This window comes from Nostoc sp. UHCC 0302 (assembly GCF_038096175.1).
In the GTDB taxonomy this organism is placed as follows: domain Bacteria; phylum Cyanobacteriota; class Cyanobacteriia; order Cyanobacteriales; family Nostocaceae; genus UHCC-0302.
The window spans coordinates 6,653,128-6,677,837 of record NZ_CP151099.1 but is presented as its reverse complement, the minus strand read 5'-3'; the positions used below and the strand labels follow the sequence as shown (position 1 = coordinate 6,677,837).

Annotated in this window: 23 protein-coding genes; 13 read left to right on the top strand and 10 right to left on the bottom strand. The window is 40.7% G+C overall.

What is annotated here, in order from left to right:
* Positions 1-88: 88 nt before the first annotated feature.
* The gene (locus WKK05_RS28815) at positions 89-1,258 is read right to left on the bottom strand and encodes a homocysteine biosynthesis protein (protein WP_341526440.1); all 1,170 of its coding nucleotides are present in this window, start codon (positions 1,256-1,258) and stop codon (positions 89-91) included.
* A 351-nt stretch (positions 1,259-1,609) separates the two neighbouring features.
* The gene (locus WKK05_RS28810; protein ID WP_341526439.1) at positions 1,610-1,894 is read right to left on the bottom strand and encodes a DUF427 domain-containing protein; all 285 of its coding nucleotides are present in this window, start codon (positions 1,892-1,894) and stop codon (positions 1,610-1,612) included.
* Positions 1,895-2,123: 229 nt separating this feature from the next.
* Between WKK05_RS28810 and WKK05_RS28805 the strand changes: the two genes are divergently transcribed.
* The gene (locus WKK05_RS28805; RefSeq protein WP_341526438.1) at positions 2,124-2,564 is read left to right on the top strand and encodes a hypothetical protein; all 441 of its coding nucleotides are present in this window, start codon (positions 2,124-2,126) and stop codon (positions 2,562-2,564) included.
* Positions 2,565-2,636: 72 nt separating this feature from the next.
* Positions 2,637-3,818: an NACHT domain-containing protein gene (locus WKK05_RS28800; RefSeq protein WP_341526437.1), complete on the top strand. Its 1,182-nt coding sequence runs from the start codon at positions 2,637-2,639 to the stop codon at positions 3,816-3,818.
* A 35-nt stretch (positions 3,819-3,853) separates the two neighbouring features.
* Here WKK05_RS28800 and WKK05_RS28795 read toward each other — a convergent pair.
* Positions 3,854-4,908 (bottom strand): IS630 family transposase gene (locus WKK05_RS28795; RefSeq protein ID WP_341525019.1). Its coding sequence is split into 2 segments (ribosomal slippage): positions 3,854-4,513 and positions 4,516-4,908, totalling 1,053 coding nucleotides; the frame shifts between segments, so codons are not numbered across the junction.
* Between WKK05_RS28795 and WKK05_RS28790 the strand changes: the two genes are divergently transcribed.
* Positions 4,830-7,226, top strand: a complete 2,397-nt coding sequence (locus WKK05_RS28790; protein WP_341526436.1) for a HEAT repeat domain-containing protein — start codon at positions 4,830-4,832, stop codon at positions 7,224-7,226. The two genes, WKK05_RS28795 and WKK05_RS28790, sit on opposite strands and share 79 nt — an antisense overlap.
* Before the next feature lie 643 nt (positions 7,227-7,869).
* On the opposite strand, the gene WKK05_RS28785 is transcribed toward WKK05_RS28790, so the two are convergent.
* Together WKK05_RS28785 and WKK05_RS28780 are read right to left on the bottom strand one after the other, a co-directional pair.
* Complete coding sequence (locus tag WKK05_RS28785; protein WP_341526435.1) at positions 7,870-8,511, bottom strand: Uma2 family endonuclease; 642 nt, start codon at positions 8,509-8,511, stop codon at positions 7,870-7,872.
* A gap of 201 nt (positions 8,512-8,712) precedes the next feature.
* A complete protein-coding gene (locus WKK05_RS28780; RefSeq protein WP_341526434.1) occupies positions 8,713-8,943 on the bottom strand; it encodes a DUF433 domain-containing protein in 231 nt (76 codons plus the stop codon).
* 279 nt (positions 8,944-9,222) lie between these two features.
* Between WKK05_RS28780 and WKK05_RS28775 the strand changes: the two genes are divergently transcribed.
* The 5 genes from WKK05_RS28775 to recQ all read left to right on the top strand — a co-directional run bounded on the left by WKK05_RS28775 (position 9,223) and on the right by recQ (position 12,947).
* On the top strand, positions 9,223-9,690 hold the full coding sequence (locus WKK05_RS28775; protein ID WP_341526433.1) for a DUF29 domain-containing protein: 468 nt from the start codon (positions 9,223-9,225) through the stop codon (positions 9,688-9,690).
* A gap of 400 nt (positions 9,691-10,090) precedes the next feature.
* Positions 10,091-10,336, top strand: a complete 246-nt coding sequence (locus WKK05_RS28770) for a hypothetical protein (RefSeq protein WP_341526432.1) — start codon at positions 10,091-10,093, stop codon at positions 10,334-10,336.
* Positions 10,329-10,568: a type II toxin-antitoxin system mRNA interferase toxin, RelE/StbE family gene (locus tag WKK05_RS28765; RefSeq protein ID WP_341526431.1), complete on the top strand. Its 240-nt coding sequence runs from the start codon at positions 10,329-10,331 to the stop codon at positions 10,566-10,568. The genes WKK05_RS28770 and WKK05_RS28765 overlap by 8 nt, the downstream gene beginning before the upstream one ends.
* A 34-nt stretch (positions 10,569-10,602) precedes the next feature.
* Positions 10,603-10,737 (top strand): hypothetical protein, encoded by a 135-nt coding sequence (locus WKK05_RS28760; protein ID WP_341526430.1) that lies wholly within the window; start codon positions 10,603-10,605, stop codon positions 10,735-10,737.
* Between the two features lie 56 nt (positions 10,738-10,793).
* Positions 10,794-12,947, top strand: a complete 2,154-nt coding sequence (gene recQ / locus WKK05_RS28755; RefSeq protein ID WP_341526429.1) for a DNA helicase RecQ — start codon at positions 10,794-10,796, stop codon at positions 12,945-12,947.
* Positions 12,948-13,527: 580 nt separating this feature from the next.
* Here the strand turns inward: recQ and WKK05_RS28750 are convergent.
* A complete protein-coding gene (locus WKK05_RS28750) occupies positions 13,528-13,707 on the bottom strand; it encodes a hypothetical protein (RefSeq protein ID WP_341526428.1) in 180 nt (59 codons plus the stop codon).
* A 1,119-nt stretch (positions 13,708-14,826) separates the two neighbouring features.
* On the opposite strand from WKK05_RS28750, the gene WKK05_RS28745 reads away from it, so the two are divergent.
* Positions 14,827-16,845: a long-chain fatty acid--CoA ligase gene (locus tag WKK05_RS28745; RefSeq protein ID WP_341526427.1), complete on the top strand. Its 2,019-nt coding sequence runs from the start codon at positions 14,827-14,829 to the stop codon at positions 16,843-16,845.
* A 38-nt stretch (positions 16,846-16,883) separates the two neighbouring features.
* Positions 16,884-17,333 (top strand): YlqD family protein, encoded by a 450-nt coding sequence (locus WKK05_RS28740; RefSeq protein WP_341526426.1) that lies wholly within the window; start codon positions 16,884-16,886, stop codon positions 17,331-17,333.
* A 35-nt stretch (positions 17,334-17,368) separates the two neighbouring features.
* Here the strand turns inward: WKK05_RS28740 and WKK05_RS28735 are convergent, their stop codons facing one another.
* Entirely contained in the window at positions 17,369-17,953 is a 585-nt protein-coding gene (locus WKK05_RS28735; RefSeq protein WP_341526425.1) for a hypothetical protein, read from the bottom strand.
* Positions 17,954-18,484: 531 nt separating this feature from the next.
* On the opposite strand from WKK05_RS28735, the gene WKK05_RS28730 reads away from it, so the two are divergent.
* Positions 18,485-19,786, top strand: coding sequence for a dihydrolipoamide acetyltransferase family protein (locus WKK05_RS28730; protein ID WP_341526424.1), 1,302 nt, complete (start codon positions 18,485-18,487; stop codon positions 19,784-19,786).
* Between the two features lie 459 nt (positions 19,787-20,245).
* Here WKK05_RS28730 and WKK05_RS28725 read toward each other — a convergent pair whose 3' ends face one another.
* The 3 genes from WKK05_RS28725 to WKK05_RS28715 form a co-directional block, all read right to left on the bottom strand.
* On the bottom strand, positions 20,246-21,058 hold the full coding sequence (locus WKK05_RS28725) for a class I SAM-dependent methyltransferase (protein WP_341526423.1): 813 nt from the start codon (positions 21,056-21,058) through the stop codon (positions 20,246-20,248).
* A 22-nt stretch (positions 21,059-21,080) separates the two neighbouring features.
* Positions 21,081-21,344, bottom strand: a complete 264-nt coding sequence (locus WKK05_RS28720) for an ATP-grasp domain-containing protein (protein WP_341531218.1) — start codon at positions 21,342-21,344, stop codon at positions 21,081-21,083.
* 98 nt (positions 21,345-21,442) lie between these two features.
* Complete coding sequence (locus WKK05_RS28715; RefSeq protein WP_341526422.1) at positions 21,443-22,624, bottom strand: RtcB family protein; 1,182 nt, start codon at positions 22,622-22,624, stop codon at positions 21,443-21,445.
* 347 nt (positions 22,625-22,971) lie between these two features.
* Between WKK05_RS28715 and WKK05_RS28710 the strand changes: the two genes are divergently transcribed.
* Positions 22,972-23,910 carry a class I SAM-dependent methyltransferase gene (locus WKK05_RS28710; protein ID WP_341526421.1) on the top strand — a complete coding sequence of 313 codons (939 nt, stop codon included), beginning with the start codon at positions 22,972-22,974 and terminating at the stop codon, positions 23,908-23,910.
* Positions 23,907-24,659, top strand: a complete 753-nt coding sequence (locus WKK05_RS28705) for an HAD family phosphatase (protein WP_341526420.1) — start codon at positions 23,907-23,909, stop codon at positions 24,657-24,659. The genes WKK05_RS28710 and WKK05_RS28705 overlap by 4 nt, the downstream gene beginning before the upstream one ends.
* The last annotated feature ends 51 nt before the right edge of the window (positions 24,660-24,710 follow it).

Sequence of the window (24,710 nt, the reverse complement as noted above, 5' to 3'; positions counted from 1 at the left end):
GAGATAGGGAGAAGGGGGGACAAGAATAGTTGATTGTATTTACCTCCCCACTCCCCCACTCCTTCACTCCCCCACTCTCCCCCGCTTCTTAAAAGTCTGTCCAACGGTCTTGGGGTAAAAAGGAGCGTTCCATCGGAATCGGGGAAACTGGTTCTGTAAGCGTAAAAATACCTGCTTCGATCCACTGTTTCAACTCTAGGGCAACTTGCCTAGAAAGAAACAAACTCGCTAAGGGGGCAACACGTACTGTTTTGCCCTCGATGGTGACTCGTCCAGATTTGAGTTGAGCGTAACTTACCAAACCAAACGTAGGACGGACGCGCCGGGGAATGGAAAAATCTACTATTGGCGCTACTAAGTCTTTGTCTTGTACGGCACAGTGTTCAACTACTTCTTCTCGCAACACAGGAAGTGGTACACCAACTCCCAACATCAATGAAGGGCCGTAACTTTTGAAGTAACAACCCCGCACCCAACGAGCATTCATCTGTTTGGCATCACCAATTAAAGCTAAAGTTGCAGCCGGGCCAATAGGAGTACGATTGGCTAATCGCTTTTGTAAAGGAAAGTGCTGAGTACCTTCCCAAGCAACGTAACCAATACCGCCACCTAAAAAAATCCGCGAACCGATGCCAACTAGCTGCAAATCTGGGTCGTTGAATAAGGGGGAAATAGCACCGGGGTTAGAATAAACGGCATTCCCTAGACGCGGTTGTAAAGGGCCGAGATATGTGAAAAGTGGGCGATCGCCTCCATTCACTCCCACGATAAAATTTTGGTAGAGATTGCGCGGATTGAATAAATAAAACTGGTTTATTGTTTCGTTGGTAACTGTAGTTTCAAATGTTGCTCTAGGATAACAATCTGTAACTTGTCCTTGCGCTTTAATGTGTACAGGTTTACCAGCTATCAAATCTTCTATAACATGACCGCCGCCACGTTCCCGTGCTTCTTCGCCGTCCTTCGTTTCCACGGCGCAACTTGCACCCAAATATAAATCGACTGCCCCAAAACCAGAATATGCTGGAACGCCATCTATCCAACAACGGCGAATCTTTATTGGCGGATCAGTGTGTCCCAGATTAATAACTGCACCACTTGATTCCATTGGCTCAAAAGTGCCAGTGGTAATGACATCAACTTCTTTAGCAGCTTTACTAACGCCAACTTCTGCAACTCGTGCTTTTAATTCTTCACTTGTCCACACCACCGCACGTTGTTGGCTGATTTTCTCATTAATTTCCGCAATTGTTCGCATTTTATATGTAGCGGAGTAAAAGGGACTGGAGATTAGAGGCTGGGTAACAAGCGGAAAAATTCTATAATTTACTCTAACCCCTCCTAATAGTACGGGACTCCGACGCTCGAATACTCGCTAACACCCGCGCTATTGCTACGGCAGCTTATTAAAAACTAGCAGAAAAGTTTAATTTCTGTGGTCTTGACGATCGCTAATACCAGTTTGCAAAAAGAATGCCACAAATAGACCATGTAGAGACGCGATTAATCGCATCTCTACCAAAGTAATTAATTGAACCGATACAACCTAGCCCTAGTGATTGTAAATCGCGGCTATAGAAACAAAGTCTATACAGGCAGACTGGCGATATTAAGCCTCAACTTTTACACCTTTCCAGAATGCTACATGACCTTCAATATTCTTAGCCTTTTCCTTAGCACTGGGATAGTACCAAGCAGCGTCTTTATTGACTTGACCGTCAACTTCAACACTGTAGTAGCTGGCGACACCTTTCCAAGGACAAGTAGTGTGGGTGTTACTTTCTTTGAAGTACTCTTTGTTAATGGCATCAACAGGAAAATAATGATTGCCTTCCACAACTACGGTGTTATCGCTTTCGGCTAAAACAGTTCCATTCCAAATTGCTTTCGGCATAAGTGAGTTTGTGAATAAACTTTACATTTAATATTTTGACATTTACATGGCTGTAAGCGTTGGGATTCTCTGACATTAAAAAATACAGGTATTCTTCTGTCTCTGTTTTAGAATGAGTTGAGCGTAGGCGGAGCATCATCGTAGACATCGCAACCTCAAGCCTTTGCGAAATGAGATGTGTGAAAATGGAAGTAATTTTTACATCTAGTTATTTATAGATAGTGAATTTATGGTAACTGTAACACTGACGGCTGTTGCTAATGCGATCATCTCCATACTTTGGACTAAAGCACAGGAGAAAATCGGCGAAAACATTGGTGATGCTGTATGGACGCAAAGTGGCAAGTTAATAGAAAAGCTCCGCCAGAAGAATAAGTCGCCATTACTCACCAATGCTGTAGAAGCAAATGAACCGCAGCGTTTAGATTATGGTCAAGCAGTGCTAGAACTCAAAGCAGCAGCAGACGCAGATCCAGAAATTGCTCAAGCTGTTGTGGAGGTGGAAGCAGCTGCAAAAGCAGAACCAAAACTCACTCAAAAAATTCAAGAAATAGAAAATACCCTCAAGTCTCAACAGCCAACCATTCAAAATCTGACGCAGCTAGCAGAAAAAATTGGGGTTGTAAACCAAGGTACAGTCAATAATCAGACTATTAACCAGACGTTTTGACTACAATCGTCCCAAGGGGAGGATGGGACAAAGTTAACTCCCAATGACTGGCGTAAAATCTGCTGTGAATTGTTGGCAGAACGGCGAAAGCTGACTACAAATCCTCTGACATCAACTGAAGGGGTAGCCCTGCAAGTTGATGATGTTTATGTACCACTGGGATTAGTTGAACGTAAAAAACCATCCAAGCTTAAAAATAATGTTTCTTTAGAACAGGGTTCAGACAAGGTTCAAAGCGATATTTCTCCAGAACAGGGGTCAGAACTGTATAAGGAGACAGAAATCACCAAAACATTTGAGCATGATGCTTTTCTTGAAGAAGTTCTCAAACAGAAGAACACACCTAAAAGTCAAGGTAAGCGAATTGCAATTATTGGCGAACCGGGAGCAGGAAAGACAACACTGTTACAGCAGATTGCTGATTGGGTATCTCATGAGATTCACCAGTCTATTGTCATTTGGGTATCTCTAGCAGATTTGCGAGAGAAAGAACTAAAATCTTATCTTTTCGAGAGTTGGTTGACTCAGGTGGCTGAGAAAACAGGTAAAGCTGAAGCCACTAAGCAACTAAAAAATGATTTTGTTGCTCTATTTAATCAAAATAATGTGTGGCTGCTGCTAGATGGATTAGATGAAATGTCCGCATCTTCAGGTAATCCTTTGACAGAAATTGCCCGACAATTCCGTGAAGGAGGGTCAATTGCTCAAGCGCGAATTGTGTTGACCTGTCGGGTTAATCTGTGGGATGGCAGTATTAATGCACTTGATGATTTTGATATCTATCGCAGTTTAGATTTTTCTTATCCACAACAGGTAGAGAGATTTATTCACAAATGGTTTGCTACTAATCCAGAAAAGGGGGAGCAGTTATGCACTGCTTTGAAAGAATCAGTTAAGGAACGGATTCGGGATTTAGTGAAAAATCCTCTACGGTTGACGCTGCTGTGCTTGAATTGGCAATCAGGAGATGGCAAATTACCCGATACCCAAGCGGGACTCTATCAGCAATTTGTTGATGACTTCTACAAGTGGAAAAAAGAGGAATTTGCTACAAATTATCACCAGCGTCAGCAACTCAATATCAAATTGGGGGAATTAGCTAAAGCAGCAATAGATAAAGAAGCAACCCGTTTTCGCTTGCGGCAGGATTTTGTTAGTCAGTTCTTAGGTGATGCTGATGATGAAAATTCGCTGTTGAAATTGGCACTAAATCACGGCTGGCTGAACTATGTAGGGATAGATACAAATAAGTAGGTAGGCACCGAAATTTTCTACTATGTAACAAAATCTTAAGTTGATAATCTAGAGCTAAATTTTACACGATGTGTGTTGTGATTGTTTTTTTTTCCTCTAGCTTGAACACCATTGATGACGGCGTAAGCGAGATCTAGCTCATCATCAAATGCTTGCCCGGATAACTCATCTTTCTTGAGATGTTGCCATTCCAATTCAATTGGATTCATTTCTGAGCAATATTTCGGGAGAAAAAAGATGTACAAACCCTGACTTTCCCATTTTTTCCACAATTGTTGAACTTCTTGGCAGCGATGTATTGGCCCGTTATCTTGCACAATCACGCTGATACGTCCAGTTTCTTGGGCTTGTTTGGCTTCTTTCTCCATCATTTCTATATAAGATTTACGGTCAACACCACCGATAACTAAACCGTAAACAAAACTGATTAAAGGTTGGAGAAGCCCGATAATACTTAATCTGCGACCACGGCGTTTAGTCTGTTCTAACCGTTTTTGCTCACCTCTAAAGTAATATGTATAACTAGGTTCGCTCCACATACAGAACCCTGACTCGTCTAGGTATTTCAGGTCTATTTCACCAGTGGCAGCAGCTAATTCCAACATGTCTAGGTCTGCTTGCTTGTTTGCTCGTGCTACTGGGTCTTGTTTTCCTTTATGGCTTTTCCTTGTCCGTTTCCAATCGACCCCCTTTTTTTGAGTACCCGTCTTAATCTGTCGGCACTCATCTCAACGTTGCGTTCTGTTTTCAACTTCAAAGCTAACTGAGAACTATTGTATGTGCGTGGCTCGTTTCTGAGGCATTCTTCTAAAAATATCATGTCATCCTCAAGCCACTTTGGTTTCCCCCCTCGCCCAGGAGATTCCCAAAGCCCTTCTGTGCCCAGTTTTTGCCATTGATGCAAAACTTTTGTGACTGTTTTTTTGTGACAATCAAAGTGATCTGCTATCTTCTCTACATACCAACCATGTGCATTTAGCCTGATTATTTCCGCCCTGTCTTTGACTTTCTGTGGTACATCCTGTTTTCTCAGATTTAGTAAAGTTTGGTCTTGCTCAGGAGTCAGAAATACCCTTAAACGCGCACCCATACACCAACTACCTTGTAGATGCATTATCAGTCTTTACATATCTTAACATAGCTGACTTTTTTGGCACCTACCTACTTAGAAAACCTGTTTACGCTTTCTTTCATGCCTCATTTCAAGAGTACTTTGCTGCTAAAGCAATTGATGACTGGCATTTCTTTCTCAATCACGTTTCCAAAAATCCCAGTCAAGGAAATTATCGCATCTTTGAACCGCAATGGAAGCAAACAATATTACTTTGGTTGGGACGAGAAGAAGAAAACCTCAAAGATAAAAAGCAACAGTTTATCGATGCTTTAATAAACTTTAGAGACGGATGTTGTAAGTGGAATAGAAAAGATGTAGATAAAGGATTTTATGAATATCGCACCTATTTTTTAGCTGCCGCAGGAATTGCAGAGTTTAGGAATTATTATAAAGCTGATGAAATAATAGGGCAAATTGTCAAGTGGGGCTTTGGTTATTTCAACAGTAAAAAACAGGAGTGGATAAAATTTCTTGATCTAATTGAACAAGAAGCTAGGTCAGCACTGCAACAAACAGAGCGGACAAAAGCGATCACAGCCTTGGTGCAACTGCTGCAATCCCAAGATATTGATGACGACATCCGTTGGCAGGCTATAGAAAGCTTAGGGCTAATCGGTACTGGCAATAAACAAGCGATCGCAGCCTTAGTGAACTTGCTAGACTCAACAGAAGTAGATTTTATCAGTCGTCAGCAAGCTTTTTTCAGCTTAGAGCAAATTGGCATCGGCAATGAACAAGCAATTACTGCCTTGGTGCAACTATTGCAACATGATGTGGACTTCTACACTCGCAGGCAGGCGGTATCTAGTTTAGGTCAAATCGGCATCGATAATGAACAAGCGATTACTGCCCTAGTAGAACTGCTGAACTCAGAAAATGTTAATGACTACATTCGCACTCAAGCTGTAGAAAGTTTAGGGGTAATTGGTGTTGGGAATAAACAGGCGATTACTACCTTAGTACAACTGCTGACTTCAGAAGGTGTGGATGACAATACCCGTAAACAGGCGGCTAAAAGCTTAGGGCAAATTTGTATCAGCAATGAACAAGCGATTACTGCATTGCGACAACTGCTAAACTCAGAAAATGTTAATTACTACATTCGCACTCAAGCAGCAGAAAGCTTAGGGCAAATCTATCCAGGTAATGAACAACCAATTACTACCTTGATACAACTGCTGACTTCACCTGAAGTGAACATGGACACCCGTAGGCAGGCTTTTGACAGCTTAAAGCAAATTGGCATTGGCAATGAACAAGCGATCGCTGCATTAGCACAACTGCTAAACTCAGAAAATGTTAATTACTACATTCGTACTCAAGCAGCAGAAAGCTTAGGGCAAATTGGTATCAGTAATCAAACAGCGATTACTGCTTTAGTGAAACTGCTAGCTTTAGAGGGTGTGGATAATGACACCCGTAGGCAGGCTGCACATAGCTTAGGGCTAATTAATCCAGGCAATCCAACAGCAATTGATGCCTTAGTGAAACTGCTATCTTTGAAAGGTGTGAATGACGACACTCGTAAGGAAGCTTTTGATAGCTTAAAAGAAATTGGTATCGGTTATGAACAAGCGATCGCTGCCCTTATACAACTACTGAAATCGGAAGACGTACATCACTACATCCGCACTCAAGCAGCAGAAAGCTTAGAAAAAATTGGTATTGGCAATGAACAAGCGATCGCTGCTTTAATAAAACTGCTAAATTCGACACAGATAAGTAACTATACCCGAAAGTTAGCAGCACATAGCTTAGGGGGAATTGGTATTGGCAATGAAAAAGCGATCGCTGTCTTAGTGCAACTGCTGCAATCAAAAGATGTGGATTATCACACTCATAAACGAATAGTATATAACTTAGGGGAAATCGGCATTGGCAATAAAGAAGCAATCGCTGTCTTAGTGCAACTGCTGCAATCAAAAGATGTGGATAACTCTACCCATAGACAAGTGGTAGAAAGCTTAGGAAAAGTTGGCACTGGTAATGAAAAAGCGATCACTGCTTTAGTGCAATTGCTGCAATCCCAAGATGTGGATGACTACACTCGTTGGCAAGCGGCAGATAGTTTAGAGAAAATCGGTACTGGTAATGAAAAAGTGATCGCAGCTTTTATACAACTGCTACAATCCCAAGATGTGGATGACCAAGACTATTGGAATTTCTCTAATCTTATCTGGAGATGCGCCCATAATACGCCTTACCCCAATTTCTATCAAGCTTGGCATCAGTATAATGTTGCTACTCGTGCGATGCAAAGCTTAAAGAGAATCCTCTTCACAAGAATAATTTAAGTACTTTTGCAGCAGCGACCTTACAAATCAAGCTCCCGTAATAGCTAGAGCTTGTGTATTTGTTACCAACACAAAAGCTGTCGTTAAGAATAAAGTTGTTGTCTTTACCACAGCTTGTGCGTTCGTTAACAAGACAATTTATTTCGTTCAGAATGCTTATACGTTGTGAACAAAAACTTGTCTGTTCTCTTACAACACAAGTTGTTTGGTTCAGAATGCTTATCCGTTATGAACGAAAACTTGTCTGTTCTCTTACAACACAAGTTGTTTGGTTCAGAATGCTTATCTATTTGTGGCAAATGCTTATGTTATTGTTACCACAGCTTAAGTAAAACTTATAGGTGATGCTTAACAAAACTTGGAACGCTGTAAAGATAATACTAATTAGTGAAGGCGATCGCATTCAAAAGCATGAAAAATTGAAGTTAAAGCAACTGTCGATGAACTCGGTCAACTTTCTTTAGAGGAACCGTTGACTTTAGCAAAACACAACTGTGTCCGGGTAATTGTACTCGTAGCAGAAGAGAATGAGGAAGTTTCCGAATCTGCTAAGCGAAAGTTTTCGTCAGGCTTGGCACGATGCTATGAAAGGAAATACCATACCTGTCTCTCAACTGTGGGAAGGGGATGATAACAAATGAAGTTAAGAATCATTTGTACCTTGTTCAAATTGGTCAATAGCTTTGATGTCGTCTGAAATCTGCACACATTGTTCTAATAAAGCAATATTTAGTCCCGGCAAGAATTCACTTGATATAATCTCTTCATAGCCGTAAGTATCTAAAAACTTAGATGATGTTTCTTCGCGTAAACGGTAAATTCTAAGTCGATTGAATTGCCAAATCCAAACTTCAGCAACTCCCAAACGGCGGTAAATTTCTAATTTGTCAATACTCCCACTGGTGATATTCACCTCTATAGCTAAGTCTGGGATATTTTTCTTCTCGCCAATACAGTAGCATTCATCTGGTTCAACCCCAGCTTGCTTGAGTTGTTTTTTAATAGTAGAACTCCCCATTGGGCTGAATCGAATTCGCTTTGAGTAGAGATAGCGTTCTACCAGAATAGCCAAACGTTTTTTAATATTTTCATGTCTTATAGACGGTGACACAATTTCTAAGATTCCATCCAAATAAGTAACATGGTAATGAGAATTATCTTCTAGTTTGGCTAATAGCGTTTCATACATTTGCCAATTTACGCCACTAGTGATGAATTTTTCCTCTGGGTCATCAATATGTGCAAGTTCTGAATCATTTAAGAATTCTTTCAGGCTGCTGACCATTGTTTTTTGTCTCCTAGTAAAGTTTCACTGGCTTTCTTTAGGCCATGCCTTTTGCTGATTAGCTTTAATTATAAAGTTAAATCAATGGTAGTAAATTGCACGTCTTGCGATCACTATAGTATCCCAATCTCGAACAAGCGATATTGTACCTCTGAAAAACCGCAACCCAATCAGGGGAAAGGTTCATATCAATCAAAATTTTCATGCACTTTTGAGAGGAACTTCAATTTCTTCAACTCGCCATGCAGCATAGGCTAGTGCCTCATAAATATCAGCTTCTTCGAGGTAGGGATATGCTTTGAGAATATCGTTATTGCTGTGTTCAGATGCCATTAACCCAATGATAGTACCAACAGTGACACGCATTCCTCGAATGCAGGGTTTACCACCCATCACTTCTGGATTGCGGGTAATTCTGCTGAGATTTTGCATGATTTTTGCCTCGCTATGTGGGGTTATTAGATTGAGAAATTTAAAATAACTACGTCCATTTTTTCTATTATCTGACCTTTCATATACTACTATTTAGCCTGGAAATCCGCCGAGAATATGCCTTACCACAAATTCTATCAAGCTTGGCATCAGCATAATGTTGCTACTCGTGCGATGCGAAGCCTAAAGAAAATTCTCTTCACAAGAATAATTTAAGTGCTTTTGTAGCTCCTAATGATGTAGAAAAATTATTGAAACAAAACAGAGTTAATCTGAAGAATGTCTAATAACCTATACGATCGCGATTTGCAATATTGGATCGAGCAAACGATTCAACAGTTACGGAATCGTGAATTTGAGTCGCTCGACATCGAGCATTTGATTGAGGAACTAGTTGATTTGGGTAAGGCGGAGAAAAATGCTTTAAAGAGCAATTTGACTATTTTGTTGGCGTATCTACTAAAGTTAATGGTTCAACACGATGTACCCGATATGATGAAAGGAAGTTGGTATAGTTCGGTACTTGAACATCGTCAACGAGTTCTTAATAATTTGTCAGATACTCCTTCTCTCAAAAATTTTTTGGTAGAGGCAATAGAAAAAGCTTATTCAGATGGTCGAAAGCTGGCGATAAAAGAAAGTAAGCTGGCTAAATTTGGGGTTCGTCTCCCGGAGGAAAGTGAGTATCCAATGGTTTGTCCTTTTTCGGTTGAGCAGATTCTAGATGAGGATTTCTACGGGCTGTAATCGCTTTAGCAAACAAATTACAGCAGATTTCATTAAAAAACAGACCGTATAAAAGCGATCGGCTACACCACAGCTTGTCTGTTTATTAACAACACAAGTTGTTTGGTTCAGAATGCTTATCCGTTGTGAACGAAAACTTGTCTGTTCTCTCACAAAACAAGTTGTTTGGTTCAGAATGCTTATGTTATTGTTACCACAGTTTAAGTAAAACTTATAGATAATGCTTAACAAAACTTGGAACGCTGTAAAGATCATACTAATTAGTGAAGGCGATCGCTACATCACTTCACTAACAAAATTTAGGATAATTCGCAATCAATCTTGTTGATATTTAATTTTTCACTGTCCAAAGTTAAGTTATATGTTATGAGTTCTGTTATTAATACAAACAATTAAAAGGATGAAGCAATTGAGTAACCTAGATAGAGTTTTAGATGCGGCAATGGAGCTGCCTTTAGAGCAGCAAGAAATGCTGGTACAAATTCTCAAAAACCGAATTATTGAAAGTCGGCGAGATGAAATTGCGTCAGATGCAGCAGTTTCCATTGCTGAATTCCAAGCAGGTAGGCTCAAAGTTCAAACTGCTAGTGAAGCAATTCAAGAATTACGAGAATATCTCAATAACCCAAGTCCAGCCGATGTATAGGTTGGTTATCAATAGTAAATTTAAAAGAGCTTTCCGAAAATTTGCTCGTCGTAATGCTGACTTACGAGCCAAAATAGAAGAAACTATTGCTGCTATGGAGAATGATATATTTGCAGCTAACTTAGGTACTCACAAGCTAGAGGGAAAGCTCTCAGGATTGCTTTCATGCTCTTGTGGATATGATTGTCGCATTGTTTTCTCACTGAAAACCTATGAGGAGAGTGGGGAATAAGTTGTTCTTTTGCTAGACATTGGTACTCATGACGATGTTTATTAGCTCAGTACAAGTGCGATCGCCTATTTTATACAATAAAAGTGATCGCTCATGTATGAAGGTTGATGAGCCTGCGATTGCCAACAGAAATACAGGTCTTGCGAAAGCCGCCGATGATGTGAGTTAAAATCCTGATATCTTCAATCACTACCCACGCAGACGCGCCGGAAAAAAGCGATCGCTATGCTTCAGTATCCCAATCTCGAACAAGCGCTAAAATATCACTTCGGTTATGACCAATTCCGCCCAGGACAGCGGCAAATTATCGAAGATGCGCTGCAAAATCGAGATTTGATGGTGGTCATGCCTACGGGTGGGGGAAAATCTCTGTGCTTTCAACTACCAGCTTTGATGAAAAAAGGTTTAACGGTAGTGGTGTCGCCGTTAATCGCTTTGATGCAAGATCAAGTGGAAGGACTGCGAAATAATAATATTAGTGCGACATTTCTCAATAGCAGTCTGAATGCATATAAAGTGCGATCGCGTGAAGATGCCATACTCAATGGTAAAGTTAGACTCCTTTACGTTGCGCCAGAACGTCTTTTGAGTGAAAGATTTCTGCCCTTTCTAGATTTAGTACATCACCAAATCGGCGTTTCTACCTTTGCTATTGATGAAGCGCATTGCGTCTCAGAGTGGGGACACGACTTTCGCCCAGAATACCGCCAGTTGAAATCTCTGCGTCAGCGTTACCCAGATATACCTACTATTGCCCTCACCGCCACAGCAACTGATCGCGTCCGTTCTGATATCATTCAACAACTAGGGCTAAAGCAACCCAGCATCCACATTGCTAGCTTTAACCGCCAAAACCTTTACTACGAAGTCCGTTCTAAAAGTAAGTCTGCTTACGCTGAACTCTTAGAACTTGTCCGGGAAAACGAAGGTTCAGCAATTATTTATTGTTTGACGCGTAAAAAAGTTGATGAACTGACTTTTAAATTACAAAATGATAAAATTGCCGCTTTGTCTTATCATGCCGGATTAAGCGATGAAGAACGCGAGAAAAATCAAACTCGATTTATTCGGGATGATGTACGCGTTATGGTGGCAACCATTGCTTTTGGGATGGGAATTAATAAACCAGATGTGCGGTTGGTAGTTCACTTCGATTTACCGCGGAATTTGGAAAGTTATTATCAAGAATCAGGTAGGGCGGGCAGAGACAGCGAACCCTCTCGTTGTACACTTTTTTTTAGTTTTAGTGATATTAAAACTATTGAATGGAGCATTAATCAAAAAACTGATCCTCAAGAACAGTTGATTGCTAAACAACAATTACGGCAAGTTATTGACTATGCTGAAGGTACAGTTTGCCGCCGCACAATTCAACTAGGTTATTTTGGGGAACGTTTTGACGGGAATTGTGGTAACTGTGATAATTGCCGTAACCCTAAACCATTACAAGATTGGACAATTGAAGCGATGAAGTTCTTATCTTGTGTGGCGCGTTGTAAAGAAAGATTTGGGATGTTGCATATTATTGATGTTTTGCGAGGAGCGAAAAATCAGAAAATTACTCAAAACGAACATGATAAACTTTCTACATACGGTATTGGCAAAGATAAGACTGTAGATGAATGGCGAATGTTAGGGCGATCGCTTTTACATCAAGGATTATTAGAACAAACTAGCGATGGTTATTCTGTTTTAAAACTTAACGCCCTGAGTTGGGAAGTAATGCGACGACAGCGCACAGTTTCCCTAGCAGTTCCGGTGGCGCAAAAGATTACTTGGGAAGAAGGAAGCGAAAAAGCTATCGAGGCAGAAGTATTATTGCAGAGGTTGCGATCGCTCCGCAAACAACTTGCTGATGAACAATCTGTCCCACCTTATGTTGTGTTCCCAGATTCTACCTTAAAATTGATGGTGCAGGTACAACCGAAAACCATCACCGAATTTGGTAAACTTTCTGGCGTAGGTAGTCACAAACTCGCCCAATATGGTGATAAGTTTCTCGCAGAAATAAAAGCTTATCGTCAAGAAAAAGGTTCGGTAGAACAACAAGATAATTCTAACTTTGTGAATTTACCTTCTGACACTGAACTATTGACATTAAAGTTCCACCAAGCAGGTTTGAGTATTCCCGAAATCGCTCAAAAACGTAACCTTAGCCCCTCGACAATCTTCAATCACCTTTCAAAGTTAATTGAGAAAAATCAGCCTGTAGATTTAAATCAGTTAGTACCTCACGAACATCAGCAAAAAATTTGGCAAATTTTAGAAGTTCTTGGCGATATCTCTTTAACTCCAATTAAAGAACAACTAGGCGATAGTTACACTTTTGATGAAATTCGTCTAATACGCGAAAAGTGGCGGCGTGAAAATCGCAAGTAATACCAATTTTAAAAAAGAATGTGACAAATAGACCATTTGTAGAGACGCGATTCATCGCGTCTTCATCGAAGGATGTGTTGCAATCATTAATTGAATTGGTATAAGTAATTAAAGCAGAATTCAGGAGCAGAGGCGGAGCATCTCCGCCTCTGCTCATAAGTAAAAAAGTCTTTGTATCTAGGTTTTAACTTCAGATACTGTACTTCATTGACTTGCAAACTTCTGTAATATTAATAGTGTCGCTAAAAAAGTCAACTTTTTTGCATTTGATTACGATTAATTGTCATGTCAAACAACGAAGACTATAACTTTATTCATGACAGATGCATAAAAGATTATGAAATTGCTGATGAGCGATCGCGTATACTAAAAAATCTATCCACAGGAACAAAATTAACTTAAGTTTATGTAAACCCTATGTCTGGGCTTAGTTGCGTCGTCAAGTATTTTTTATGCTTGGATATTTGTTAAAAATATGCTTAGTTACTCTCTTCTGAACCATCGCCTTGCACCACATGACTTAACTTTCTCCTCATCAAGGCGATGTTTCAAGACAAACTGCTAAACTTTTCTTCCACAATCAGCTTGCTCTAAGAATAACTGGGATTTCCGAGTTAGATTCTTGTGGCTCTATAGCAGCTTGTGATTTTATAGCAGCACTGTGTTTTTTGCCAGACAGAATTACGGACAGCAACTTAGGTAATGCAAGACAGGCAACAGTGTTGAGCAGTGTCAGTAGTAAACCATCTATCAAACTCATATGTAAATCTCCCTAGTGAAAAGAAAGTATTCACTATTTAGTAGTTTGAACCATATTTACTAAATGTGTTGAAAATCACTATTTAATATTTCTTGTAGGCAGTATAAGCTAATTAAATATACTTTTTTACTTATACTTATCATCAGTTTATTAATATATTTATAGGTAAAATAAATGCTGTGTAATTCAGACTTCGCCTTTTTAAATATTTAGTAATATTTTATACTTCTTTTCTCCTCGTGCCAAGCGGTTTGAAATTCTTACAATTCTGTAGGTTGCTACAGTTATATAACGATTTTAATTGGAATAAGGGTAGCATGAGTGTGCTACCCTCATCGTATTCAGAACTTTGGTCTGTAGTTAATTATTTCTTGCCATACCTTACCCCAGTGGAAACCGCTATGTTGTATATCAATCCGAGTATTGGTAAAGATTTTAAACTTCTAAGCAACTCATTACTGACTTGAATACTTTAAAATGAGTTTTTTAGAACTAAAGCTAATAAAAAACATTTAGCTTTGTAATCCATTGGTTTTAAGGAATTTTCTTAAACTTTGTTGAAGAAATAATTGCAAGTTAGTCTACAAGTGCCGAGACATTTAACTTGCAAATCATCCCTCAATTTGGAGAACATTTTGCACAGAAGTGAGGCCTGAATTTACAGTATTGGCTGCCACTCAATGCATAAACTGTACAATAAGGAAAGCTGGTAAGTTGTACCTTGGCTGCTTGGAATTTTAAAGCCTTGGCTGAAGTTTCAGTAGATTTGGCTTTAAGACCTAGAAGGATAGCTAAAAGCTTAGGAAAGGCTAGACAAGCAACAGTACTGATTAGGGTCAGCAATATAGCATCTATCAAGTTTATAGGTAATCACCCCCTGTCAAACATAGGTGGTCGCTGCTATTAACTGCAAGTACAAGGTATATGAAGGATTTCTAGGACATACATTGCTTGCACTCTATATAAATGAATATTAACATAAGTTTTTGTAAATATGACCGTTAAATTCCTGTAATTCTTAAGCACACAAGGGAATGTGGATAATAAGGAAGGCTATTGTAGCGTAATAACAAAATAAGCTAAAAAAACAAGTAATTTACTAAATTTAGGTACAGTGTTATGTCAAAAAATCGACCAGCATCTTCTTTCTTAGCTAACATCACTGAGCGAGAAAGTCAGGCATTAAAGCATTTGGCAGATTATACAAATGTTGAGTCATTGCCAGAAGTTTGGCCTTTAGCAGCAAAGCAATTTGGTGATGTTGTAGCTCTTCACAACCCTCACGCTAAACCAGAAGTAGTTATTACTTTTCGCCAACTTGCAGAACAAATTCAACTATTTGCTGCTGGGTTGCAGGCATTAGGAGTAAAAGTTGGCGATCGCATTTCTCTTATAGCTGACAACAGTCCCCGTTGGTTTATCACAGATCAAGGTATAATGACCGCTGGGGCAGTTGATGCAGTGCGTGGTTCTCAAGCAGAAAAAGAAGAACTGCTGTTTATCATCGCTAATAGTGGTAGCACAGCGGTGGTAGTCGAAGATTTAAAGACACTGAATAAATTACAAGATCGTCTCGACGATTTGCCAATTCAATTCGTCATCTTACTTTCCGACGAAGCACCACCCACAGAACAAACTTTCAAAGTTCTGAACTTTGTTCAACTAATCGAACTTGGGTCAAAACATCCGTTTGTGCCAGTCGAGCAAAACTATAACACCCTGGCAACCCTTATCTATACTTCTGGGACTACCGGTAAACCCAAAGGTGTAATGCTTTCTCATGGCAACTTGATGCACCAAGTAATCACGATGGGGACAGTAGTACAACCGCAGGTAGGAAACACTGTTCTTAGTATCCTTCCTAGCTGGCACAGCTACGAGCGGACAGTTGAATATTACCTATTATCTCAAGGTTGTACACAAATTTATACTAACTTGCGTTCTGTTAAAGGAGATTTGAGAAAATTTCAGCCTCACTATATGGTAGGTGTACCTCGTCTGTGGGAATCAATTTATGAAGGGGTACAAAAGCAATTCCGTGAACAACCAGAGAACAAGCAACGCCTGATTAACTTTTTCTTGGGTATTAGTGAGAAATACATCAAAGCGCAGCGGATTTCTCAGGGATTAAGTTTAGATAATCTAAATTCTTCAGCAAGTCAGCGACTAGCAGCTACTATCCAAGCCTCTGCTTTGCGCCCTCTTCATGCCTTGGGAACTCGATTGGTTTATAACAAGGTACGGGAAGCAACAGGAGGACGAGTCAAGCAGATGATTAGTGGTGGTGGTGCATTGCCTCGGCACATAGATAACTTTTTTGAAATTATTGGTGTGCAGATTTTGCAGGGGTATGGCTTGACAGAAACTTCTCCTGTGACTCATGTGCGTCGTCCTTGGCGGAATTTAATTGGTGCATCAGGGCAGCCGATGCCGGCAACAGAAGCTAAAATCGTAGATCCTGAGACTCGTAAACCCTTGCCAATTGGTGAACGAGGTTTGGTGTTGTTAAAGGGGCCGCAAATTATGCAAGGCTATTACCAAAACCCGGAAGCGACGGCGAAAGCAATTGATGCCGAAGGTTGGTTTGATAGCGGCGATTTGGGTTGGCTGACACCACAGAATGATTTAATACTAACTGGTAGGTCAAAGGATACGATTGTATTAACCAATGGGGAAAACATTGAGCCACAACCGATTGAGGATGCTTGTTTGCGATCGCCATACATCGACCAAATCATGCTCCTTGGGCAAGACCAGCGTAGTCTGGGAGCATTAATTGTTCCGAATGTTGAAGCCTTGGAAAAATGGGCCGAAAATCAAAATCTGCAACTGCGTCTACCAAAAGAAACCTCATCAGAACTCGAAACTCAAAATTCAGGACAGGCTAAAGATCCCGCTTCCGCTAACAGCACTACCATTGACCTAGAGAGTAAAATAATCCAGGATTTGTTTCGCCGAGAATTGACTCGCGAAGTGCAAAACCGTCCAGGTTATCGTCCAGATGACCGTATCGGGCCGTTTAAGCTGATTATAGAGCCGTTTTCCATCGAAAATGGCTTGATGACACAAACGCTGAAAATCCGGCGGCACGTCGTCACGGAACGCTATCGCGATATTATTGACGGCTTATTTGCTTAATAATTCCACCTGCCAACTCATAGAGTGAACGTGAAACTATGGATGTCTCCAAATCTCAATTGCTTTTGAAACGCGTCGTTAATGTCAAAGTCATTGTCACTCCTCTGTGGAAAGACGAAGTGCAACAGCAGCTGCAAACGCAGATCAATCAGCTAGATCAGCAATTGCAACAGCTAGAAGTCGAAGGACAAAGAGCGATCGCGGCAATTCAAAAGCAAAGTCTGCAACCACCAGGGCCTCAAACCCTCCAGCAAATTGACAATATCCAACTTCAGGTTAATCAAAAGAAAAGTGAATTTCTAGAGCAGAAAAATCAATTGCTGCAAAACCTTCAGCAAGTGCAGTTTCTCCAACAGGATCAAGAAGTCAACCAATTCCAAATGGAAGGCTTTTTCAACGTAGAAACGGGTGATAATCTAATTAGCAAAATGCAAGTTGAAATCGTTCTACGTGACGGGGTTGTAGAAGAGATTCGCGGCGACATTTAAATTTGTTATTTGTCTTGGAAGTTCAGAGCGCCGGCTTACGGCTCTCCGACTTCTCTATTTGTCCTTTGCTCAAGGACGAATGACTGATGACAGTTTTGATTTAACTTTTTGTCAGGGCGACTTCCGGGCCAACATCGTACCTGGGAGCCAGCCCAGACAATTTGCCACACTAGTGGTGAGCTAACGAAAAACGATCGCCCAAATGTTGTCATCTCAACTCGATATTTAATTGCACTAACTGAATCACCAGTCCGTTTGATTTGTGTAATTGTCACAAAGGCTTGATTACGTTGCGGATAGGCTACCTCTACCTTTCGCGTTCCCCCAGGCGTTGCTATCTCTTCAAAAGCATTCAGGGCTATGGTAGCTGGGTCACTACCTTGAAGACCTGAGCTGATAGTTTCTAAAGGTATACTTTTGTAAGTGGAACGCTCTGAGTAGGTCACAACTTGCTGAGACTGCTGTGTTGCTCCTACCTGTTGAGCTTGCTTATTACTAGTCTCAGAATTAGTCTCAGCAATTGGCGCAGATAGCTGTTGCTGGCTGAGATAAACTCCAGCAGCAGCAGTGGCAAAAACACTTAATATCAAAATCAAAAACAGCTTCAATTTTCCCGACATAAAATTTAAACAGGAATTTAAAACAGCCTAATTACCATTTTTGAATTCTAGATTGAACATTTAGCTTATTTCGTCTGCCTGTGAGATGCTCATATATTTTAAGCAGAGGTTATGAGGAATATAAATATATAGCAATTCCATTCGAGTGATAAAAAACTCGTGGTGGTTTTCGAAGTCAAATTTTAACAACCAGAACGAGATATTGCTCAACCATTTAGGATAGCTTCATATATAGACCTCTAAGTCATTTTTAGGTTCCTGATTTGTCATAGGGCACTTGTACTGAGCTTTGTCGAAGTATGGTGCATGGCACATTTGTTATTTCTCATTCATTCTCCCCACTCCCTGCACAGACGCGTAGACGCTCGAAGAGCGGCTTCTCGTAAGAGTATAATCGCGTCTCTACTTTTCCACTCCCCACTCTCCCAAATTAAAATATAAAATCTCCCGTCCAAAATTCTCTTGTCAAGATACAATTCGATCTGATGAAAGCTGTTAAAGTCCAAAAATTATTGATTCTGAAACCACCCTATGAGCATTCACGAAGTATTTATGCCGGCGCTGAGTTCCACCATGACCGAAGGCAAAATTGTCTCCTGGGTGAAATCGCCAGGCGATAAAGTGGAAAAAGGCGAAACAGTGGTGGTTGTCGAGTCTGATAAGGCAGATATGGATGTGGAATCCTTTTATGAAGGATATATGGCTCACATCATAGTCGAAGCTGGCGAAACTGCTGCTGTCGGATCTGCGATCGCTTTTATCGCTGAAACTGAAGCTGAAATTGAAACCGCTAAATCTCTTGCTAACTCAGGCGGCGCTGCTGCTACTACCTCCTCTCCTGAACCAGTTCCAGTCACAGCCTCCGTCGGCACATCTGCTGTGGCGTCTCAAAATGGCTCTAACCACAAGGAAGGCAGGCTTGTAGCTTCACCTCGCGCCCGTAAGCTAGCCAAAGAACTTAAAATTGATTTAACTGCACTCAAAGGCAGTGGCCCCTATGGCCGTATTGTTGCTGAGGATGTGGAAGCATTGGCTAATAAAGGCAAGCAACCTGCTACTACCCCAGTCGCCCCAGCAACTCCTGCAATAACCAGCACTCCACCAGTAGCGCCACCACCACGTCCGGCCGCCGCACCAGCGTCAGTAGTAGCTGCTGTTCCTGGTCAAATCGCACCTCTAACTACCTTCCAAAATGCCGTGGTACGGAATATGGTAGCTACCCTATCCGTACCTGTCTTCCGTGTTGGTTACACTATTACCACCGATGGGTTAGACAAACTTTACAAACAAATTAAATCCAAAGGGGTGACGATGACAGCGCTACTGGCAAAAGCAGTAGCGGTGACATTGCAAAAACACCCATTGCTGAATGCTAGCTACTCAGACCAAGGAATTGTCTATCATTCTGATATCAACATTTCCGTAGCCGTAGCGATGGATGATGGTGGATTGATTACACCCGTGTTGCAGAATGCAGATATAGTAGATATTTATTCTCTGTCTCGCACTTGGAAGTCTTTAGTAGACCGCGCTAGGGCAAAACAGCTACAGCCCGACGAATACAACAGTGGTACATTTACCCTGTCGAATTTAGGGATGTTTGGCGTAGATACATTTGATGCCATTTTACCACCTGGACAAGGTTCGATTTTAGCGATCGGCGCATCTCGTCCGCAAGTGGTAGCAACACCTGATGGATTATTTGCAGTTCGCCAACAAATGCAGGTGAATATTACTTGTGACCACCGCATTATTTACGGCGCTCATGCTGCGGCGTTTTTACAAGATTTGGCGAAGTTCATTGAGACAGATGCTCAATCTTTAACACTCTAATACCGATTCTCCGTAAACTTGCACTTGAGGATATTCCCTCTTGGCGTGCTTAGCGGTTCGTTTAACAAATAGTGCATTTTCATAGAGGATTGTATAACTAAGAATACTGTTTTTAGAAAAGTTTAATTTTAGGCTTGGAGTAATATAACTCCAAGCCTTTTTATTAGCAAATTACTTTATACCGTTTCTCTAAAAATATGACAACAGATTAAATTAACGTGAGTTCGACAAGTGCTATGTTGACCTCTCCCCCAGCCCCTCTCCTACGAGGAGAGGGGAGTAAAACCATGATTTTTTAGTTGCTCTTCCCTTTCCGCTTCGGAGAGGGAGGTTGGGAGGGAGAGGTTCATCGAACTCACGTTAAATTAGGCAAGGAATTGCGCTTAAGCGCTACTACGTTAGCGCAGCGTCCTGCAGGGAAGTGGTACGATGTATTGCTTTCCTCCAAGAGAATTTGTATTAGAGCTTTCGACCAGTTACAAAAAAAGTCATATTTTCATACCAGACACCTTGCTCAGTTACTTGTGCTTCAACTTCTTTACTGTACTGTGTATTCAATTCTGCCATCTGCTCAAACGAAACCTCTAATAAGGGATTTTCTTGGGGATGAAACCAGCCTCCATTCCATTCTCTAGATTGCTCTAAACTGCGGTAGAAACCTAATTGTTGAATCTTCACTCGAATATCTTGAAAACCTGCTGCTTCTAGCAGATTTTTACATTTTTCTGTAGTTCCTGTTCGTTCGTTGATATTTGTTAGTGAAATACCATATTTGGCACAAGCAGCAATCATCAGTGGTGCGCCACAAGATACCTCAGAGCAACAAGAAAAACCCACCATTCCCCCTGGCTTAAGAAAGCGATACCATTTACTTAAAGCAGCAGGAATATCTTTAAAATAAACTATTGCTGTAGAACAAAGAATTGCATCAAAACTCTCATTATCAAAGTTTATATACTCAGCGTCTGCTTCGATTAATTCAATATTCTGCAAGCCTAATTCTATAATTTTCTGTTGGGCTTGAGCGAGCATACCTGAAGAAAAATCCACGCCAATTACTTTTCCTTCAGAGCCGACTATTTGTGCAGCAGCAATGGCAATGATTCCTGTACCAGTTGCCATATCTAATACTTTTTGCCCCTTTTGTAATGTAACTAGCTTTAGTAGAGGCAGGGCGCGATGAATCGTGTAGTCGTTATCGTAGGTGGTTCTGCTATCAAAAAAATCAATTACTTGTTTTTTGTATTGTTCTTCGTATTGACTATTTTGCATAACACTTTAATTCTTGACTATGCTAGTAAATATCTTTCAATTTATTCCATAATTCAAGTGCAGAAATTTGACAAATACCAGCAAATTGAGCATCTGCTGTTTCTATCACAATCCACTCTCCACTTTCTAGTTGTCCAATATCAATAGCTATATACGGAACTCTAAGATGTTCAGAGGCTAAAACTGCTAACCTTAACACTTGCTTTTCCTCTTGCTTGGTTAACTTGCTCAAATCATCTTCAGCTTCCCAATAATATCCGTATTTTAGAATATGCTGATTATAGATGCTTCTAATTGTTCTGTCGATTCGCTTAAAACAATCATTTCTTAATTCACAGTACCTCTATCTTGAAAAAAAAAGTGGGCATTGCCCACTCTACAAATTTATCCTTTCACGCAAACAACTTGCTTGAGCGTTGCTACAACTTCAACCAAATCTGCTTGATTCTCCATTACTTGCTCTATCGGCTTATAAGCCCCAGGAATTTCATCTAAAACACTAGTATCTTTACGGCATTCTACGCCTTGAGTTTGCTGAATTAAATCATCAAGTGTGTAGACGTTTTTCGCCTTATTTCTAGACATTAAACGCCCTGCACCGTGAGAGCAAGAACAGAAGCTGTGAGCATTACCTTTACCTTTAACAATGAAAGATTTTGCTCCCATCGAACCAGGAATAATGCCATAGTCTTCGGTTTGTGCGCGGACTGCACCCTTACGAGTAACGTAGACATCCTCGCCAAAATGTACTTCTTTTTCGGCGTAGTTGTGATGACAATTTACTTGTAATAAGGGTTTTGTTGCCTTCCCTCCCCCCAGATGTTTCTCAACAATATGTTTGAAACGTGCCATCATCACATCGCGGTTGACACGCGCATAATCTTGCGCCCATTGCAAATCGTTCCAGTATGCTTTAAATTCTGGTGTACCAGCTACAAAGTAAGATAAATCTGGATCAGGTAAGTTATTGCCTGCCATTCTGGTTAATTCTTTGGCTGTATGAATGTGGCACTCAGCTAATTTATTGCCGATGTTGCGCGAACCAGAATGTAGCATTAACCAAACTTGATTGTCTGCATCAAGGCAGACTTCAATAAAGTGGTTACCCCCACCAAGAGAACCCATTTGTTTCATCGCTTTACCTTGCAAGTCTTGCACGCCGCGATGTAAATCTTTAAAATTACTCCAACGTTGCCAGTTGGTGACAGATTTTTCAACGTCTTTGTTTTCGTTGAAACCTGTAGGAATTGCCGCTTCAAGATCCAAACGAATTTTTTTTAGTTTGCCTTCTAGCTGTGCAGCAGTAAATTGTGTTTTGATAGCGCTCATCCCGCAACCAATATCCACACCCACAGCAGCTGGTATAATCGCTTCTTTTGTTGCAATTACAGAACCAACTAAAGCACCTTTTCCTAGATGCACATCTGGCATTAAAGCTACGTGTTTAAACACAAATGGTAGCGAAGCCACATTCTTTGCCATCTGGGTTTCTGCGGAGCCTAACGCATGATTTGCCCAAGATAAAACAGGGGCTGGTGTAGTAATTTCTAACTTTTCGTATGGCATAAATTTTTCTATTTTGAATTATTATTTAAAGTTTGAGATTAAATACAAAATTTTCTATTTTTCTACTAGTGATAGTGTTCTTCAAATTAAATACTGTATGACATTGTTAGTCCGCTAAATTTTAGTGAATTTTAAAACTACTTTGAGGGTATATCTACTTATACTACAATTGTAGTATAATGAAGTTCGAGTGTCAACGCGATCGCTCTTAAGCGTGTACTTCGGTAAAGCTCAGTGACCACCGCAGGTATCGCCCAGCCAGAAAGCCAAGATTTCTTAAATGAATTAAAATTTGTAAATAAAATGACTCTGGTCTCACTAGCCCTTTAAGTTCTGACACAATACCTATGGCAGTGCGTCAAGATCCAATCTGGGAACGTTTTTTATCGCCCGTAGTACGTCTGTTGATTGATGAAGAGGGATTGCAACGTTACGCTGATAGTATTGACTGGGACAAAGAGAGCGTAGGCGTAGCCCGTCGTAGACATCGCTTCCGACGGTCTGATGTTACAGTCCCCTATTACTACAGTAGCCAAAACTTTCACGGCATTAAGGGCGGATATCTCAACCCTGGCGCGGCGGTTTCCTATGATCCAATTACTCAATACGTTCTCGCGCCCAACGAAATTATTGTACGTCAAGCTTTAATTGATGCCATCAAAGTAAAACCGCGACGCATACTTGACTTAGGCTGTGGTACAGGTTCTACAACCTTGATGTTAAAGCAAGCTTTTCCCCAAGCAGAAGTCATTGGCTTGGATTTATCACCTTATATGTTAGTCAGGGCAGAAGACAAAGCTAGAACTGCTGGTTTAGAAATAATCTGGAGACATGGAAATGCTGAGAAAACCAGTTTCAGGGATGCTTCGTTTGACTTAGTAACAGCTTCTTTGCTATTTCACGAAACACCAAATGCAGTGTCCCTAGCAATTCTGCGGGAAAGCTTCCGTTTGCTGGTAGCTGGTGGACAAGTACTGATTTTAGATGGTAATCAGAAAACCCTGCGTCAGTTAGATTGGCTCAATGATATTTTTGAGGAGCCGTATATTCGTGAGTATGCTGCTGATAGCGTGGATGCAAATATGGGTAAAGCGGGGTTTGAAGCAGTACAAACCCAAGATGTATGGTGGATACATCAGTTAAATAGCGGCGTTAAACCAATTCCAAGTAAAGATGCAACTGTTCAACAAAATTTTCAACTCAATACTCCGACATCAAGAGACACCACAATAGATAATAATGATTTGGAGGGACTTGGATCTCCAGCGTTTGGCGTAACGGCATGAGTTTAAAGGCAGTACTTTTTGATTTTAATGGTGTCATCATTAACGATGAGCCAATTCACCTGCAACTGATAGATGAGATTTTGATTGAAGAAAATCTCCAACCGCAACGCGTAGATGAGCGTCAAGCTTGTTTAGGACGCAGCGATCGCGCTTGTTTTCAGCAACTACTCGCTAACCGTGGTAGAGTAGCTAGCGAAAACTATTTAACTCATTTGCTGAATCGCAAGGCACAAGCCTATGCCTTAGAACTAGAGAAAATAGAAAAACTGCCTTTATATCCTGGTGTCGAAGACTTGATATTTAAAGTGCGTTCGGTAAGCATCTCCAACGGAGAATCGCGCAATTTAAAACTAGGTTTAGTTAGTGGTGCTATTCACAAAGAAATCCAACTGGTGCTTACTCGCGCTAAACTAGCTGAGCACTTCAAAATCATTGTAGCGGGTGATGATATCACTACCAGTAAGCCAGAACCCGATGGTTATCTTCTAGCAGTTGAACGGCTAAACCAGGAATATCCTGAATTGAATCTTCAACCACAAGAGTGTTTGGCAATTGAAGATACCCCTGCTGGTGTCCAAGCGGCAAAACGAGCGCAGATGCAGGTAGTTGGTGTAGCTAATACTTATCCATTCCATATGCTCCAGCGCTGCTGTAATTGGACTGTTGATTATTTAAGTGAGTTGGAATTGGAACGGGTACAAGAAGTCTTTTCCCGACAAGACCTTCAGCCCACGGTAACTGAGTGTTAAAATATTTTATGGTAGTCAAAGGTTGAGTTTTAAGCATATAGCTCAACTCAA